Here is a 16,454-nt window from a genome sequence, read left to right on the forward strand (position 1 = left end):
TATGCGGGCAGCCCGCGATGCGCATTGTTTGTTGGGGTGGCATCGGGTTCGCGTTTGACTATGGCCCTGATCAACTTTCGGGGCACGCGACATGCCGGCATCCTTTTCCACGTTCGCGTCGGGCTGGCGAACCCTTGGTCTCGTCGTGGCGCTGCCGGCGTCCCTGGCCGTGTTCAGCCCCGTCACCTTCGCAGCCGACGTACTGGTCGTCACCGACAGCCACCACCCGGTCAAGACCATGGGCGGCGAGCGGCTGATCGTGCTAGACGAAGCCCGCCGGATTGAAGCGGAGCTTTCTGCGGAACTGCCCGCCGCCCCCGAACAGGCGGCGGCCACCGTCAAGCGTCGGCTGAACCAAGGCGGCGCCGACCTACAGCGCCGCATCGCTTCCGCATACCAGGGCGTCACCGACGCATGGAGCCTGGGCATCACCAGCATCCCGGCTGTCGTGGTGGATCAGCGCTACGTGGTCTATGGCGAGCCGGATGTGGCCCGCGCTGTCGCGCGCATCGAGCAGCGTCGGAGGACCCAGCCATGACGCGACCATTCGACCTGATGCGCCGCATGCGGGCCGGCGTGGCTTCCTTGATGCTGCTCAGCGCCACGGGTAGCTACGCCTTGAACACCACCGCCATCGTTGCCTCGGTGGCCTCGCCCGATTGCTTGGAGTACCGGGTGGTGGGTATCTGCTACTGGCTCTACTGCACCTGGGGAGGATGCACGGTGCGCACCTCTGTCAAGGTGCGCCACTACATCCCCGATGCGGTCGTCTCCAGCTACAGCAACACGGGCGAGAACCCGTGGGTTGAAGTCCGGGCGATGAGTACGGCCAATCCGTCCGCCCAAGCGGGCGGCGATGGAACGACGAACGAGGATCACGAAAACAATCTCGCGAAATTCAAGAACGCCGAGGTGATCGGCCATCCCGGCGTCGAGGTGTTCAACCAGTTTGTTTCGTCCTCGGGCTACTTCTGCGAGGGCGCGGGAACGGCATTCATGCCGTATCTGCTCAGCACCTTGGACACGCTTGCCTGGCGCTACAACGTGCCCGAGATGGCCTACCCGGAGGCATTGATTCCCGGCATGCGCGAGGTCGGCGCACGCACCACGATGAGCCTTTGGGGCAACGTGTATCCCCGCGGCGGCTTCCTGCACCAGACCGACGACCACAAATCGGGGGCCGTGGTGGCCCAGCGTGCGGGAGATATCGTCACTCGCCGGGGGCAGTTGCACGTGTACCAGCCGCTGCTTGCCAACGCCCGCGATGGCTACTGGCCCGCCGGCGCGCTGATGGAGGGTGATGCCTCGACTGGCAAGTGGCAGGAACTCACGCCCGTCCTGTCCTCGTCCTGCACGGTTTTCCCACGCACCGGCTTCCTGACCCAGGCCCAGCAAGGCGACTACGCCTGGGCGCTGTGGCGGCCGTATGCCTGCTGCGAACGCCGTGGACAGGTGTTCCTTGGCAGCGTTGATTTCCTTTGAGGTGTCGCGATGAAGCGTTCCGACTCTATGCAGTTCTCCCCACCGGCTCGTGGCAAGATGATCTGTTTGGCGATTACCGGCGCGTTGGTTCTGGCAAGCGGCGTGGCCTGGGGCCAACTAGGCTACCAGACCAGCGGCAACGTCATCGGCGATGACGTCATGTACTCCATCGGCGGCGGCAGCGCCGTTTCGATGGGCCGCGCAGCCGGCATGCGCTCGCTCGGCGTGGGTGTCGGCTGGAACAGCAATCTGATCTGCGGCGACATGAGCATTCAGACCACGTTGAAGAATCAACTCAACGGTGTCACCAATGGCTTTCAGCAGATCATGTCCTCGGTGATCCAGAGTGCTACGAGTGCTGTGGCGTCCCTGCCGGCGTTGATCATCCAGCGTGCAGATCCAGGCCTCTACAACCTGCTCACCAACGGCGTTCTGCAAGCGCGGCTGGATTTCGACCGCTCGAAGCTGACGTGCCGCGCCATGGCCGAAAAGATGGCCGAAACGGCTGGCGGCCAACTCGGCTGGAGCCAGATGGCAGAGGGGTTGGCACTGCGTGACGCTGTTTCGAGCACGGATGCCGTCTCGGCCATCGAGCAGGCCGAGACGCGCCGTGGCAACGATGGCGTGCCCTGGGTCGGGGGAAGCAATGCCGGCGGCTCCGGTCAGCCCGCGATCAAGGTGGTCGGTGACGTCACCCGCGCGGGCTACAACCTGGTCAATGGCCGCGGGGTGACCGACACGTCGGCAATCGCTCCGGCCAGTTGCACGAGCCTGTCGTGCCAAACCTGGACCACGCCGCAGGCGGCCATCGAGTGGGCAACACGGGTGCTCGGCGAGAAGGAGCAGCGCACCTGCGACGCCTGCACCAAGACGGAGACGGTGCCCGGCGTCGGGCTGACGCCCCTGATCCAGGAGGAGTACGACGCCAAGCTGCAGGCGCTCCAGGACCTGGTCTCCAAGGCGAAGAACACGACGCCCGAAAACCTGCGGGAGGCCGGCAGCGCGTCGCTGCCCATCACGCGCGGCGTGGTCGAGGCACTGCGCGACGAACCGGACCAGCACCTGCTGTCGCAGCGCCTGGCGTCCGAGGTTGCGCTGGCGTCGGTGCTGGAGAAGGCGCTACTGCTGCAACGCACGCTGCTGACCGGCAAGAAGGAACCCAACGTGGCGGCCAACCAGCTCGCCGTGGAGGCGGTGAACCACGAGAGCGACACGCTCGATCGCGAGATTCGCAACCTCAAGACCGAGCTGGAGCTGCGCCGGGAGCTGGCGAACAACTCGCCCATGGCGATCATCCAGCGCCACGGCACGCGCGCGGCGGGCTCGCGTGGCATCTACGAAGGCGATCCGGTGCCTGACCGCCTCGATCAGTTGCAGAAGGGCAATCCGGGAGGCCGGCCATGAGCCTGATGCGTGCGGCCTGGCTGCGCCCGCGCTGGCTGTTCAACCGGCGCGCAGCGAAGGCGCTGCTGTGGACGGTGGTACTCGCGGCCGTCGCCGTGGGTGCCAACATCGTTGGCATCTACCTCGTCGGAAGCGTCGCGGGCTGGGAGCGTTGGCTGGCGGCAGCAGCGGGCTACTTCCTGGTCTGGCGGCTGTGCCTGTATGGCGCGACGGCCTACGGCTGGGTCTGGATGCGTCGCCGGCTGCTTGCGCGTGAGGACGACGCGCAAGCGCGGCGCCGCCTGGTACGCAGCGAGATCGCCGGCGTCGTTGCCATCGTGGCGCTTGAAGCCAGCCTGTTGATGCAGGGCTGAGGGGAAGTCCGAGCCATGACGCTTTTCACAACCGACTACCTGGAGTACTACCTGACCTTGGTGTCCTGGATCGTCAACAACGGCATCTGGGCGGTACTGGTATCCAGCGGGGTATTCGCACTGCCCTTCGTGGCGATCATCGTGCAGGAATGGCTTAAGGCCCGTGCGGAAGGTGCCGACGAAGGCAACAAGGGCGTGCTCTCGGCCGCACGCATCGAGAACCGGGTGTTCGTCGCCATCGTGGTGGTGATGTTCGCCGGCATCCCCTTCATCGACGTGGACCTCAACACAATTCAGTACGACAGCTCGCGCTCGGCCCAGTGCCAGGTCAACGTGCCGCAGCCCACGGATACCGGCTGGTCCCAGTCCTTCAGCACCATCAACAACCAGAGTGCCAAGGTGCCGGTCTGGTGGGCCTTCATGCACGCGCTCTCGCGCGCCGTCACCAGCGCCTCGGTGGCGGCAATCCCGTGCGGGACAGACCTGCGACAGATGCGCATGGAGATCGACGCTACCCGCATCAATGACCCGGTTCTGGCTCAGGAAGTGGCCGATTTCACACACGACTGCTACGGACCTGCACGCGCTAAATTGTTCATGGCGCGGCCGGAGCTGGACGAAGCTCAAATGAACGACGTGACCTGGATCGGTTCGAGGTTTTTCACGGATACCGGCGGCTACTACGACAGCTACCGTTCCAGCACGGCGCGCGAGTCATGGCCCTATGACGACACCCGCGACGCAGGGCTTGCGCAGGTGGCCAGTGGCGGCGGCTACCCGACCTGCAGGCAGTGGTGGGCCGATGGCAGCAACGGCCTGCGGGCACGGCTGCTGAGCCAGGTGGACCCCAGCCTGTTGAATCGCTTGGCGGGCTGGGCCGGGTTCCTGAGCCGTACCGAGGTGGACGATTCGGTGGTCCGTACCATCGCGTCACCGCGACAGCAGAAGCTCACCCAGGGTTCGGTCTATACCGACTACGGCGGCCAGATCGACAAGACCCTGCCGAACATCGTGACGCGGGCCACGGGGGATGTAGGAATGGCGGTCGGGGCACTTGCCGCATTTCCCGCCATGGACGTGGTGCGCCAAGCGCTGCCCATGGTGCTTGCCTTGCTCAAGATGGCACTGGTCATCTGCATCCCGCTCGTACTGGTCGTCGGAACCTATGACCTGAAGACGGTCGTCACCGTCAGCGTCGTGCAGTTCGCGCTGTTCTTCACCGATTTCTGGTTCCAACTCGCACGCTGGATCGACAGCACCATCCTCGATGCGCTCTATGGGTGGGGCTTCGGCTGGAACCGGCCACACACTAACTTCGATCCGCTGGTGGGGTTGAACAATGCCTTTGGCGACCTGCTCCTGATGTTCGTCATGGGCACGATGTTCATCGTGCTGCCTACATTCTGGATCATGGCCTTGGCTTGGGCGGGCGTTCGTGCCGGCAACGTGCTGCAAGGCCTCGCCGGGGCCACCGGAGATGCCAAGGCCGCTGGCGGCAAGGGTGGAAGTATTGCGATCAATGCAGTGGGGAAAAAGTGATCTTTGCGCCGACAACCCCCGCGGCGTAGTAGGCTTATCGTAGGGAAAGATGCAGCGATCCTGACCAACTGCAACGCCAGGATTTCACACGATGACCACCAACACTCTTCGCTACCCATCCATCGTGCCGAGCGGCGAGGGAAAGTCGGTGCTCGAAGCCGTGCTTCGGCTGCAAGGGGTCGATTTCATCACTGGCCCAATTCATCTAGACGGCTCAGCAGATTTTGCTGCGGCTGATGATCAAGCACATGACCTTGAAGCGTGCATGGCAAACCTTCATGACACAGTGTTGGATGCGACCGGCAAATCCCTGTCCGATACCGATCTCCACGAGGTTCTGCTCAACCTTCCACGCGCTATCCGAAAGCAGGTGAAAACCTGGGGAGTGGCAGACACCGAAGTACGCGAGCAGATTTATCGGCACCTCCAGAACACAGCTCTGTGACGAATTAATCGTCCTCGACATGAGGATCAATGCGAAAACCGTCGTAGGTGTATAGGCCAAACCCTGCTGGTCCGTTTCGCCACTCTGGCTCGGGCAATTCATCGCCCAGGTCGGCATTGCGGGCCATCCAGGCAACCACCATGACCAACACCAGCAGCAGAGCCAGCCAGAAGGTGCTGTAGAGCAACACTCCGAGCGCGGCCAGCTTGACTATCCACACAATCGCGGCGGCGCCAGCTCGCGGCAGTCCCTTGGATACCAGCCAGTTCGACGCCCGCCGTTCGCCGCGAGCATAGGCGCGCCATCCGCGGCCAAAGGCGCGGCCGAGACGTTCTGCAGTGCTGGTGCGGGTTGTGGTATTCATGGTCGTCTCCTGCTACTGAGGGATGCCTATTCCGGTGTGCTCCACGTCATTCAGATTGGGGCTTCAATATGTTCTCTTTCTGCTTCAGGACGCTTCGTCATCCGGTTCCACCGGGCCCGGGTCGGGTTCCACGCCGATGCGGTAGGTGGCAACGAAACGCGGCCAATCCACATGGTCAACCAGATCGATGTCCTCGATGACGCTGACCTTCGCTCCCGCACGCTCGAACAGGGCGATGCTCTTGGCGGGATAGTTGTTGCGCGACGGATAGAGCACTCCGTCGAACAGAGGTTGGCCGTCGTCGCCGACCATCGCATGCACCTGAGCGGACACCTGCTGCGTGTGCGTGTAGTCGCGGCTGGCCAACTGCTCCAGGTTCAGGCCAAAGTAGCCCGCCATGACGCTCGGTGCCGTGAGATCGGCCAGAAGCACGTCGGCCACCACCCCTACAGCGCGCACCATCCTGCCCTGGACTTCTTTCAATGCGATCGAGCGCTTCGCGTCATCAAGCCACTGATGCTTGTGAAACACCGACTCCATCAACGCCGTGGGCAGGTCGCGCCCCAGGTAGAGCACGCCGTAGGCTCGGGCCGGGTCGTCGTAGCGATTGGTGCTGCTGCGACCATAGTACAGCGGGCTGCCCCGATAGACGACGCGGCTCACATGCTGGAGCAGTTCACCGGCATCGATCAGAAAAGAAGGCAGCTCGTGGTTCATGGCAGTCTCGCTTCAATGCACCTGAACGCCCAGCACGTTAAACACGGCCTCGGCCACGGCGTCGATCGTGCCATGCGTCACCGCATCCACCGGCGAGCGACCGCCCAAGCCTTCGAGCGGTTCGGACAGTGCGCGGTAGATCGTCCAGTGATCGATACCCTCGACCTCCTGAAGCACGGTTTGGGTCAACTGCTGCTTTACCGGGTCGAGCTGCCAGTCGGGCAGCTTCTGACCGCGCGGCCCCACGTTCAGCGCCAGCAGCCGACGCGCGAGGATGTCCTTGTAGATCTGCTGGCGCGACTTGTCCGCCAGCTTGGCGAACTCCGCGGGCGGCAGGTTGTGCGGCTGGTTGAAGGTTTCCAGTAGCACCGCACGGCCTCGCTGGACGTCGGTTTCATTCGGTGCCCAGCGCGTGTCGGCGCGCAGCGCGGCCGCCTTGCGTGCAAGGGCCTGCCCAACGGTCTCCCCCTGCAAGTTGGCGGGCAGTGTTACCGCTTCCACGCGCTCGTGGACGAACGCCTGCAACTCGGCCGCGAAAGCCGTGGCATCCCGGATTTCGACGGTATCCGCGAAGCGGCGTACATCTTCCACCGTGACGCGCGGCAGACGGTCGGCAATGAATTCAATGGCAGTGGGCATGGTCATCTCCCAAGTAGGTTTGAGACAGGTTTCACTCTAGTCGCCTTTGTCGCGTTTGTCAACTTTGACGCCTAGAAAGCAACCTACCCGGCGGAAGCAGCGCCTTCGCAGCATAGACCGAGGCCAGCGCCTGGTCGCCGTCCAATGCATTCGAGCGGGTTCCACATTGACGGTGGAGCCGCGATCCAGGCCCCGCTATACCGAAACGGTTAAAGGCCAAAGGGTCGAAATGGCAAGGGAATGGGGTGCAAGGGGAAAGGCCCTACCTCGAAAAGGCCAAAAGGCCTCCCGGTCGGCCCGTCATTAGGACACCTCACATGCTCTCCCTGTTCCAGCGAAAACGGCCCCCGGTCGCTGCCGCACCGACGCCATCACCCGTCACCGACCTCCCGAAAGGGCTGCTGCGTCCTGAGTCGGCCGCATCGCTGCTGGCCACCCCACGCCGGCAGAAGCTGCTGGAGCACATCTGGCAGCGCACGTCGCTCTCACACCGGCAATTCGTCACCCTGTACCGCACGCCCCTGGAACGCTACGCCGAACTGGTCCAAGCCTTTCCGGCCTCCGAAGCGCATCACCATGCCTATCCGGGCGGCATGCTCGACCACGGCCTGGAGATCGTGGCCTACAGCCTGAAACTGCGGCAGTCCCATCTGCTGCCCATCGGTGCCAGTCCCGAAGACCAGGCGGCGCAGTCCGAAGCCTGGACCGCCGCCGTCGCCTATGCTGCGCTGCTCCACGATATTGGCAAGATCGCCGTCGATCTACACGTCGAACTGGCCGACGGCAGTACTTGGCATCCGTGGCATGGCCCGCTGCACCAGGCGTACCGATTTCGCTACCGTGACGACCGCGAATACCGCCTGCACAGCGCCGCAACAGGCTTGCTCTATCGCCAACTGCTCGACCGCCACGTCCTGGACTGGCTCAGCGACTATCCGGCTCTCTGGGCACCGCTGCTCTATGTGCTGGCCGGTCAGTACGAACATGCCGGTGTACTGGGGGAACTCGTCGTGCAAGCAGACCGGGCGTCGGTGGCCCAGGAGCTGGGCGGCGATCCGGCGCGCGCCATGGCCGCGCCTAAGCACGCACTGCAACGCAAGCTGCTGGACGGGTTGCGCTACCTGCTCAAGGAACAGTTGAAGCTGAACCAGCCGGAAGCCTCCGATGGCTGGCTCACCGAGGATGGTTTGTGGCTGGTGAGCAAGACGGTCTCGGACAAACTGCGCGCACACCTCCTGTCTCAGGGGATCGATGGCATTCCTGCGAACAACACCGCCGTGTTCAACGTGCTGCAGGACCACGGCATGCTCCAGCCCACCTCGGACGGCAAAGCGGTCTGGCGCGCGACCGTCACCAGCACGACCGGCTGGTCCCATTCGTTCACCCTGTTGCGTCTCGCTCCCGCGCTGATCTGGGAGTCTGGCGAGCGACCAGCACCTTTCGCAGGCACGGTAGAGATCGACGCGACGCCCGCAGAAAACGACGCCAGCATGTCGGCTCCCGTGCCAACCGTCTCGGTGAACCCAGCGCAGGGAGGTCAAGAGCCTCCAATTTGGGAGGACGACAGCACCACCATCGTTTCACCGCCCGCGGCCCAGCCCGTGCCCGACGTCATGGAGGACTTGCTCGCGATGGTGGGCTTAGGTGAGTCGGCCGGCGTTGGACAGGATGCCGAAGAGTTCCTCCACCCTCCCGCGCCAGCAACAGCCGCGACGTCCATTCCATCACCTGTACCCGCGCCTACGCCTGGGTCATCGGCAACGAAGCCATCCACGGAACAGTTCATGGTTTGGCTGAAGCAGGGAATCACCTCACGACGGCTCATCATCAACGACGCGAAGGCGCTCGTGCATACGGTGAATGACACGGCCTACCTGGTCAGCCCGGGTGTGTTCCAACGCTATGCGCAGGAGCATCCCGAAGTGGCCGCGCTCGCCAAGCAGGAGAATCAACAGGATTGGCAGTGGGTGCAGAAGCGCTTCGAGAAGCTGCAGCTACATCGCAAGCACCCCAATGGCCTGAACATTTGGACCTGTGAAGTCACGGGCCCGAGGAAGTCCCGCCGACTGCATGGCTACCTCCTTGAAGATGGGTCCTTGGCATTCCCCGAAATACCGCCCAACAATCCCTATCTTGCTCTGACTCAGGAAGGATGACGCGATTCGGGCATTGATCGCCACCGTCGTTTGGCGACGATCAATACCCCGCGAAAGCTGGCAACATTTGGCGAACTGAGCTACTCGGCCCGCGCCAACTCCTGCGCAAGGAACGGAGCGGTTCGGCTGCCAGACGTTCGGGCCACCTGCTGAGGGGAGCCCGCCACCACGATGCTGCCGCCGGCAGCGCCTGCACCAGGCCCCACGTCGATCACCCAATCGGCCTGAGCCACCGCGCGCATATCGTGCTCGATCATCACCACGGTGTTGCCGGCATCGACCAGGCGCTGCAACTGCACCAGCAGCCGGTCGGCATCGGACGCATGCAGCCCGGTGGTTGGCTCGTCGAGCACGTACAGGCTTCGGCCGCGCTGGCTGCGCTGAAGCTCGGTCGCCAGCTTGATGCGCTGCGCCTCGCCACCGGAAAGTTCCGTGGCCGGTTGCCCCAGGCGCAGATAGCCCAATCCGATATCGCGCAGCAATTGCAGGGGCCGGGCCACGGCGTCTTCACCCGCAAAGAATTCGCTGGCTTCGTCCACGGTCATCTGCAGCACCTCGGCGATGTTGCGCCCGTTCCATTGCACCTTCAGCGTGGCCTCGTTGTAGCGTGCGCCATGGCACGTCGGACACGGGGCGTACACGCTGGGCATGAACAGCAACTCCACACTGACGAAGCCCTCGCCCTCGCAGGTCTCGCAACGCCCCTTAGCCACGTTGAACGAGAAGCGCCCGGCGTCATAGCGGCGGCGTCGCGCATCGGGCGTGGCGGCGAACAGCTTGCGCACGTGGTCGAACAGGCCGGTGTAGGTGGCCAGGTTGGACCGGGGCGTGCGCCCGATCGGCTTCTGGTCCACCTGCACCAGGCGCTGTATGGCGTCCACGTCGCCCGCCAGATGACCGCCAGTCGCTTCGATCACTGCCGGCCCTTCGCTGGTGGCGCTTTCGGCCGCGTCGTCCTCGGGCTCGTGGCCCAGGTGCAGTAGCACCAGCTCCGGCAGCGCCTGCGCGACGAGGCTGGACTTGCCCGAGCCGGAGATGCCGGTGACGGCCGTCAGCACGCCCAGCGGAATGCGTGCGTCCACGCCATGCAGGTTGTGACGATGGATGCCCTGCAGCTCCAGCCAGCCGGTCGCTTCGCGTGCCCGGCTTCCCGGCGCGGCGATTTCGTCGAACAGATAGCGGGCGGTGCGCGATTCGGCAATCTTGCGCAGGCCGTCCGGCTCGCCGCTGTAGAGCACGCGGCCGCCACGCTCCCCGGCATCCGGCCCCACATCCACCAGCCATTGCGCGCGGCGCATCAGGTCCAGGTCGTGCTCGACCACGAACACCGAGTTGCCCGCGTCACGCAGCCGGTCGAGCGCGTCGTACAGCGCCTGGCTGTCGGAGGGGTGCAACCCCGCCGAGGGCTCGTCGAGCACGTACACAACACCGAACAGCAGGGAACTCAATTGCGTGGCCAGCCGCAGGCGCTGCAACTCGCCGGCCGAAAGCGTCGGCGTGGCCCGGTCCAGCGTCAGGTAACCCAGGCCCAGCCCACGCAGTTGACGCAGGCGCGCCATCACACCGCCGGCCAGGCGCTGCGCGGCGAGGCGCTTTTCTTCCGACAGCGCGGAGGTGCGGCGCACGTCGGGCGATACCGCATGGACGGCACGGCCGGAGGCCGCGCGTTCGGCACGGTCGCGTCGGGTCGCTTCCTTGTCCGTAGCCGCCCCCGCTGCATGGGCGCGGAAATCGCCCTGGGCAATGGGTTCGAGCAAGGCCGCCAACTGGTCCAGCGGCATCTGCATGAACGCGCCGATGTCCACGCCGGCGAAGGTGACCGACAGCGCCTCGGGCTTGAGCCGCTTGCCGTGGCAGGTGGGGCACGGCTTGCCCTCCATGAACCGGGACACGCGCTTTCTCATCAGTGCGCTTTGGGTATTGGCAAAGGTGTGCAGCACATACCGCCGGGCGCCGGTGAAGGTGCCCATGTAGCTCGGCTCCATCTTGCGCTTGAGCGCCGTGCGGGTCTCGGCGGGCGTGAAGCCGGCGTACACCGGCACTGTCGGTGTTTCCTCGGTGAACAGAATCCAGTCGCGATCCTTCTTCGGCAGGTCCTTCCACGGTCGGTCAACGTCGTAGCCCATGCTGACCAGGATGTCGCGCAGGTTCTGGCCTTGCCAGGCGGGGGGCCAGGAGGCGATCGCCCGCTCGCGGATGCTCAGGGAGGGATCGGGCACCATGTTGGCCTCGGTCACCTCGTACACATGGCCCAGGCCGTGGCAGGTCGGGCACGCTCCCTGCGGCGTGTTGGGCGAAAAATCCTCGGCGTACAGCATGGGCTGGTTGGCTGGGTAGGCGCCAGCGCGCGAATACATCATCCGCACCAGGCTGGACAAGGTGGTCACACTGCCCACAGAGGAACGCGCGTTGCTGGAGCCCCGCTGCTGTTGCAGCGCCACCGCCGGCGGTAGGCCGTCGATCGCATCGACGTCCGGTACGCCGGCCTGGTCGATCAGTCGCCGCGCATAGGGGGCCACCGACTCGAAGTAGCGCCGCTGGGCCTCGGCATAGATGGTGCCAAAGGCCAGCGAGGACTTCCCGGAGCCGGAGACACCCGAGAACACCACCAGCGCGTTACGCGGGATGGCGACATCCACGTCCTTGAGGTTGTGCTCGCGCGCGCCGCGCACTTCCACCATGCCGCTGGCGGCAGCGGTACAAGAGGATTCACCGAAAGAATTGTTTGGCATGTTTTTATCCGGTAGTTCGTCCCGCTCAGGACGGGACTTCCTGAGTTCGGGTGCCGCGGCGGCTAGCTTCGAGCGCTGCGGTGACAGAGCGGGCGTCGTAGCTGCCGCGCAGGCGGCGACCCTCGACGAAGAACGTCGGCGTGGCGTGCGCACCGCTGGCGACCGCACTGGCGAGGTCGCGCTCGACACGCTCGATCACCGCAGGGCTGTCGAGATCCGCGATGAACCGATCGACGTCGAGCCCAAGCTCTGCGGCGTAGCCGATCAGATCCTCGCGCTCCAGCGCGTGCTGACGGGTGAACACGAAGTCCAGCCACGGCCAGAACATCCCCTGATTCGATGCCGCCTCGGACGCACGCGCGGCGATCGGCCCATGCGGGTGGTGCGGCAAGTGGCGCACCACATACCGCAGGTCGTCCCCGAAGTGGGCGCGCAGATCCTCCCAAGAACCGGTAGCGTGCGCACAGTACTCGCACTCGAAGTCCACGTACTCCACCAGCGTGAGCTGCGCGTCCTCTGGCCCGCGAATGTGATCGACCTCGGGATCGACCGGCGGCTCAAGCACCATCGGCAGATCGGCGGTCTCCTCACCCCACCTGCGAGCGGCAACCTTGAAGATGAGCCACCCGAGCAACGTGGCGAGCATCATCGACACGAGCACGCCGACCGTCGCCTGGCGGCCCAGGTCGGAGGTCGTGCCGAACGCGAGCCCGATGATCAGCAGCGACACGGTGAAGCCGATCCCGGACAGCGCCGCCCCACCGAACACGCTCCCCACCCCGACGCCCTCGGGCAGCCGGCCCAGGCCGAGACGGACGGCGACGAGCGTGGTGAGCCCGATGCCCAGGAGCTTGCCGAGCACGAGCCCCGCGATGACGCCCCAGGTCACGGGCGAGCCGAAGGCCTCAGCGAGCAGCCCGCCACGCAGGTCCACCCCGGCGTTCGCCAAGGCGAAGATCGGCACGATCAGCAGCGCCGTCGGCAACCGCAGGAACTCGTGCAATCGCTCGTTCACCGAGATACCCCGGGACAGCCCGCAGTCCACCGCGCGGGCCGATGCGGCACTCGGCGACTGCCAGAAGTCGCGGAACAGTTGTCTTGCCGCAACGACCCCGTGACGTTGCGTCGCATAGGCGGGGATCAGCAGCCCCGCGGCCATCCCGGCGAGGGAGGCATGGATGCCGGAGTACAGGGTTGCGAGCCACAGCACGATCACGATCAGCACATACGGCATTGCCCGCCACTGGCGGGTGCGCCCCAGCCACCACAGCGCAACGAGACTGGCGAGGGCGATCAACAACGGGACGACCCGGATCTCCTCGCTATAGACGATGCCGATGATGGACACGGCGAGGAAGTCATCGACCACGGTCAGGGTGAGCAGGAACACACGCAACTGACCGGACAGCCGCGGACCGACGATCGCCAGGGTGCCCAGCATGAACGCCGTATCGGTGCCGACCACCGCACCCCACCCGTGCAGGCCCTGACCTCCGGCCAGCCCCACGAGCAGGACGTACACCAGAGCGGGAAGCACGACACCCGCGACACCCGCGATCAGGGCGAGACCGGCACGGCTGCGATCCCGGAGCGATCCGTGGGCGAACTCCTGACGCACCTCCAGGCCGATCAGGAAGAAGAAGACGACCATCAGGCCGTCGTTGACCCAGTGATGCAGATCCATGTGCAGGCCCAATGGCCCAAAGTTGAACCCGACGTCCAGGTGCCACAACCCGAAATAGGCATCGGATAGCGGCGAGTTCGCCCACGCCAGCGCCACAACCGTGACGATCACCAGCAGCACCGCCGCCCCGGACTCAGTGCGTAGATAGCGGGCAACTCGACTCCGTCTGATATTCGCAGAGGATTCACCGAGAGAAGCGTCTGGCATGTTCTTATTCTGTAGTTCGTGAGGTAGCGATGGGCCGATTTCGGGGGGGATATCGGTCAAGTGTACGGGCTTAGCGGCGTCGCGTCATCGAGCGAGCGCAGCCAAGTGAGCCTTTCTCCCAGCCTTCGCTCGACGCCCCTGTCCGTTGGCTGGTACCAGCCCGGCCGCGCCACGCCCTCGGGAAAATAGGTTTGCCCAGCGGCATAGCCGTTGGGCTCATCATGCGCGTAGCGGTAGCCTTCGCGATAGCCCATCTGCTTCATCAGCTTCGTCGGCGCATTGCGAAGATGGAGCGGCACAGCCTGGGAGCCGCTGCGCTTGACGAATGCCTTGGCCTGATCCCAGGCGGCATAGGCGGCATTCGACTTGGGGGCCAGAGCGAGGTAAGTCACCGCCTGGGCCAGCGGTATCTCGCCTTCGGGTGAGCCCAGCCTGTCGTAGGCCAGCGCGGCATTGAGTGCCAGTTGCAGCGCCTGCGGGTCGGCATTGCCGATGTCTTCGCTGGCCATCACCACCATGCGGCGGGTCACCTGGCTCACGTCGCCGCTGCCGTCGAGGATGCGGGCCAGCCAATACAGGGCCGCATCGGGGTCGGAGCCCCGTAGCGACTTGTGGAAGGCTGAGAGCTGCCAGTAGAACTCGTCACCGCCCTTGTCGAACCTGCGCAGCGATGGACTCGTGGACAGATTGGCGAACTCGCCATCGACCACGGTCTTGCCCGCGCCCGACGCCGCATTCGTCACCTGCTCAAGCAGATTGAGGAAGCGCCTGCCATCGCCATCGGCAAAGCCCTTTAGCAGGTCCAGCGCGTCCGCGTCCAACTTGACGCCCTGGAGATGCGGCAGTGCGCGTTCGTAGAGCTGGTTCAGTTCGTCGCTGGACAGCGGTTCGAGGGTATAGACCTGCGCGCGCGAGAGCAGTGCGGAATTGACCGCCAACCCCGGATGCTCGGTCGTCCCCCCCCACCAGGGTCAGGAGCCCCGACTCGACATGGGGCAGCAGGGCATCCTGCTGCGCCTTGTTGAAGCGATGGATCTCATCGACGAAAAGCACCGTCGATCGACCATGGTTGTCCAGTTCAGCCTGGGCCTCGTCGATGGCTTGCCGGATGTCCTTCACCCCGGCCAGCACGGCCGAGATGGCGATGAATCGGCTGTCGGTCGCACTGGCGGCCAGGCGCCCCAGGGTGGTCTTGCCCACGCCTGGCGGCCCCCAGAGGATGAACGAGTGCAACTTGCCCGCCTCGAACGCGAGACGCAGCGGCTTGCCGGGGCCGAGCAAGTGCCGTTGCCCGACGAATTCATCCAGCGTCTTGGGCCGCAGGAGTTCGGCCAAGGGAGGCTTGGGCTTTGTCGTGAATAGATCGGTCAAGTTGCTCTCCCTGGCATTTCTGATAGTTGACGTTCCGATAAGGTGGGCACCTCAATCCAGAGAGCCGGATTTATCCAACGCTGTGGGCTCTTTGTCGGCAATCGCATGCATGATGATGCGAGAGCCGCGGTAGCCGATGCTGTGGTTCCATACCCAGCTCAAAGCGACGCTGAGACGATTTCGCGTACCGATCAGAAAGTAGATATGCGCGAGCTTCCAGATCCACCACGCAAAGGCACCACGCAGCTTAACCCGCCCCATGTCAATCACGGCCAGGCTGCGGCCGATGGTGGCCAGGTTCCCCTGATGCCGGTATATGAAAGGCCCGTCAGCGGACTTGCCTTTCAAACGCCGTCCAATGAGGTTGGCGACGTACTTCCCTTGCTGTTTGGCGGCCGGGGCGATGCCCGGTACGGGCTTCCCGTCGGCCATAGTGCACGAGGCGGTATCGCCGATGGCGAAGACCTCCGGGCGACCAGCCACCGTCAGGTCGGGACCAACGACCACTCGACCCGCACGATCAGACGCAGCACCCAACCAGCGAGCCGCGGGAGACGCCTTGACCCCTGCGGCCCAGACGATGGTCTTGGCCGAAAGGGGCTTGCCGCCATACACCACGCCGTCGGCCGAGCATTCGGTGACCGGCGTACCCAGCACGACCTCGACCCCGAGCTTTTCGAGTGCCTGGCGCGTATAGGCCGAAAGATCCTCTGGAAAGACCGACAACAGACGCGGGCCCGCCTCGATCAGTACAACCCGGGACGTGCTCGGGTCAATAGAGCGGAAGTCACGCGCCAGCGTGTCTCGTGCAAGCTCGGCGATGGTCCCGGCCAATTCAACCCCGGTGGGACCACCACCGATGATGACGAACGTCTGCAGCGCGGCACGCTGCTGAGGATCGCTCGTGAGCTCGGCCTCCTCGAAAGCCGCGAGGATTCGGCCCCGAATGGCCGTGGCATCTTCCAGCGTCTTCAACCCCGGCGCAAAAGCCCCCCATTCGTCGTGTCCGAAATAGGCATGGGTAGCGCCTGTCGCGAGTACGAGCGTGTCGTAGGTTTGGCGTGAGCCATTGTTGAGAATGACCTGACGCGCGTCCTGGTCGATGCCTTCCACTTCCGCCATCAAGGTGTTCACTTCCGGGCGATTGCGGAAGAGATAGCGAATAGGCCATGCGATCTCGGATGTCGAAAGTGACGCCCCTGCAACCTGGTAAAGCAAGGGTTGGAACAGGTGATGATTGCGCCGATCGATGATCGTCACATCGACCTCGGCACCAGCAAGCTCGTTGGCAACCTCGATCCCGCCGAAGCCCGCTCCGATAATGACGACGTGATGTCGGTTTTTGGAGGTCTTTGTCATAA

At 64.6% G+C, this 16,454-nt stretch carries 13 protein-coding genes and 1 pseudogene; 7 read left to right on the top strand and 7 right to left on the bottom strand.

Annotation, left to right across the window (positions count from 1 at the left end; genetic code table 11):
* Positions 1-91 precede the first annotated feature (91 nt).
* From PuT2_RS11785 to PuT2_RS11810, 6 genes are all read left to right on the top strand, one after another.
* Complete coding sequence (locus tag PuT2_RS11785) at positions 92-538, top strand: TIGR03757 family integrating conjugative element protein (protein ID WP_029885964.1); 447 nt, start codon at positions 92-94, stop codon at positions 536-538.
* Positions 535-1,482, top strand: a complete 948-nt coding sequence (locus PuT2_RS11790) for a TIGR03756 family integrating conjugative element protein (RefSeq protein WP_029885965.1) — start codon at positions 535-537, stop codon at positions 1,480-1,482. Before PuT2_RS11785 ends, PuT2_RS11790 begins: the two co-directional genes overlap by 4 nt.
* 9 nt (positions 1,483-1,491) lie before the next feature.
* Positions 1,492-2,886 (top strand): integrating conjugative element protein, encoded by a 1,395-nt coding sequence (locus PuT2_RS11795; RefSeq protein ID WP_029885966.1) that lies wholly within the window; start codon positions 1,492-1,494, stop codon positions 2,884-2,886.
* Entirely contained in the window at positions 2,883-3,239 is a 357-nt protein-coding gene (locus PuT2_RS11800) for a hypothetical protein (protein WP_029885967.1), read from the top strand. Before PuT2_RS11795 ends, PuT2_RS11800 begins: the two co-directional genes overlap by 4 nt.
* 15 nt (positions 3,240-3,254) lie before the next feature.
* Entirely contained in the window at positions 3,255-4,778 is a 1,524-nt protein-coding gene (locus PuT2_RS11805; protein WP_029885968.1) for a conjugal transfer protein TraG N-terminal domain-containing protein, read from the top strand.
* 91 nt (positions 4,779-4,869) lie between these two features.
* Positions 4,870-5,223, top strand: coding sequence for a hypothetical protein (locus tag PuT2_RS11810; RefSeq protein WP_029885969.1), 354 nt, complete (start codon positions 4,870-4,872; stop codon positions 5,221-5,223).
* A gap of 4 nt (positions 5,224-5,227) precedes the next feature.
* Here PuT2_RS11810 and PuT2_RS11815 read toward each other — a convergent pair whose 3' ends face one another.
* The 3 genes from PuT2_RS11815 to PuT2_RS11825 all read right to left on the bottom strand — a co-directional run bounded on the left by PuT2_RS11815 (position 5,228) and on the right by PuT2_RS11825 (position 6,943).
* Positions 5,228-5,587 (bottom strand): DUF3742 family protein, encoded by a 360-nt coding sequence (locus tag PuT2_RS11815; RefSeq protein WP_029885970.1) that lies wholly within the window; start codon positions 5,585-5,587, stop codon positions 5,228-5,230.
* An 84-nt stretch (positions 5,588-5,671) separates the two neighbouring features.
* Positions 5,672-6,304: an RES family NAD+ phosphorylase gene (locus tag PuT2_RS11820; protein WP_009459636.1), complete on the bottom strand. Its 633-nt coding sequence runs from the start codon at positions 6,302-6,304 to the stop codon at positions 5,672-5,674.
* Between the two features lie 12 nt (positions 6,305-6,316).
* Complete coding sequence (locus PuT2_RS11825; protein WP_009459635.1) at positions 6,317-6,943, bottom strand: hypothetical protein; 627 nt, start codon at positions 6,941-6,943, stop codon at positions 6,317-6,319.
* A 317-nt stretch (positions 6,944-7,260) separates the two neighbouring features.
* Here PuT2_RS11825 and mobH point away from each other — a divergent pair, with 317 nt between their 5' ends.
* Complete coding sequence (gene mobH / locus PuT2_RS11835; RefSeq protein ID WP_019726349.1) at positions 7,261-9,099, top strand: MobH family relaxase; 1,839 nt, start codon at positions 7,261-7,263, stop codon at positions 9,097-9,099.
* Between the two features lie 80 nt (positions 9,100-9,179).
* On the opposite strand, the gene PuT2_RS11840 is transcribed toward mobH, so the two are convergent.
* The 4 genes and pseudogenes from PuT2_RS11840 to PuT2_RS11855 form a co-directional block, all read right to left on the bottom strand.
* Positions 9,180-11,831, bottom strand: a complete 2,652-nt coding sequence (locus PuT2_RS11840) for an excinuclease ABC subunit UvrA (RefSeq protein WP_093971214.1) — start codon at positions 11,829-11,831, stop codon at positions 9,180-9,182.
* 25 nt (positions 11,832-11,856) lie between these two features.
* Positions 11,857-13,722 carry a Na+/H+ antiporter NhaA gene (gene nhaA / locus PuT2_RS11845; RefSeq protein WP_029885974.1) on the bottom strand — a complete coding sequence of 622 codons (1,866 nt, stop codon included), beginning with the start codon at positions 13,720-13,722 and terminating at the stop codon, positions 11,857-11,859.
* A gap of 56 nt (positions 13,723-13,778) precedes the next feature.
* Positions 13,779-15,093, bottom strand: a pseudogene (locus PuT2_RS11850) (replication-associated recombination protein A).
* Positions 15,094-15,144: 51 nt separating this feature from the next.
* A complete protein-coding gene (locus PuT2_RS11855; protein ID WP_023103888.1) occupies positions 15,145-16,452 on the bottom strand; it encodes an NAD(P)/FAD-dependent oxidoreductase in 1,308 nt (435 codons plus the stop codon).
* Between the last annotated feature and the right edge of the window lie 2 nt (positions 16,453-16,454).

This window comes from Pusillimonas sp. T2 (genome assembly GCF_002236805.1).
GTDB lineage: Bacteria > Pseudomonadota > Gammaproteobacteria > Burkholderiales > Burkholderiaceae_B > Neopusillimonas.

Coding starts and splice junctions, on each gene's coding strand:
- PuT2_RS11785 (WP_029885964.1), top strand. CDS start 92: ATGCCGGCATCCTTTTCCACGTTCGCGTCGGGCTGGCGAACCCTTGGT.
- PuT2_RS11790 (WP_029885965.1), top strand. CDS start 535: ATGACGCGACCATTCGACCTGATGCGCCGCATGCGGGCCGGCGTGGCT.
- PuT2_RS11795 (WP_029885966.1), top strand. CDS start 1,492: ATGAAGCGTTCCGACTCTATGCAGTTCTCCCCACCGGCTCGTGGCAAG.
- PuT2_RS11800 (WP_029885967.1), top strand. CDS start 2,883: ATGAGCCTGATGCGTGCGGCCTGGCTGCGCCCGCGCTGGCTGTTCAAC.
- PuT2_RS11805 (WP_029885968.1), top strand. CDS start 3,255: ATGACGCTTTTCACAACCGACTACCTGGAGTACTACCTGACCTTGGTG.
- PuT2_RS11810 (WP_029885969.1), top strand. CDS start 4,870: ATGACCACCAACACTCTTCGCTACCCATCCATCGTGCCGAGCGGCGAG.
- PuT2_RS11815 (WP_029885970.1), bottom strand. CDS start 5,587: ATGAATACCACAACCCGCACCAGCACTGCAGAACGTCTCGGCCGCGCC.
- PuT2_RS11820 (WP_009459636.1), bottom strand. CDS start 6,304: ATGAACCACGAGCTGCCTTCTTTTCTGATCGATGCCGGTGAACTGCTC.
- PuT2_RS11825 (WP_009459635.1), bottom strand. CDS start 6,943: ATGCCCACTGCCATTGAATTCATTGCCGACCGTCTGCCGCGCGTCACG.
- mobH (WP_019726349.1), top strand. CDS start 7,261: ATGCTCTCCCTGTTCCAGCGAAAACGGCCCCCGGTCGCTGCCGCACCG.
- PuT2_RS11840 (WP_093971214.1), bottom strand. CDS start 11,831: ATGCCAAACAATTCTTTCGGTGAATCCTCTTGTACCGCTGCCGCCAGC.
- nhaA (WP_029885974.1), bottom strand. CDS start 13,722: ATGCCAGACGCTTCTCTCGGTGAATCCTCTGCGAATATCAGACGGAGT.
- PuT2_RS11855 (WP_023103888.1), bottom strand. CDS start 16,452: ATGACAAAGACCTCCAAAAACCGACATCACGTCGTCATTATCGGAGCG.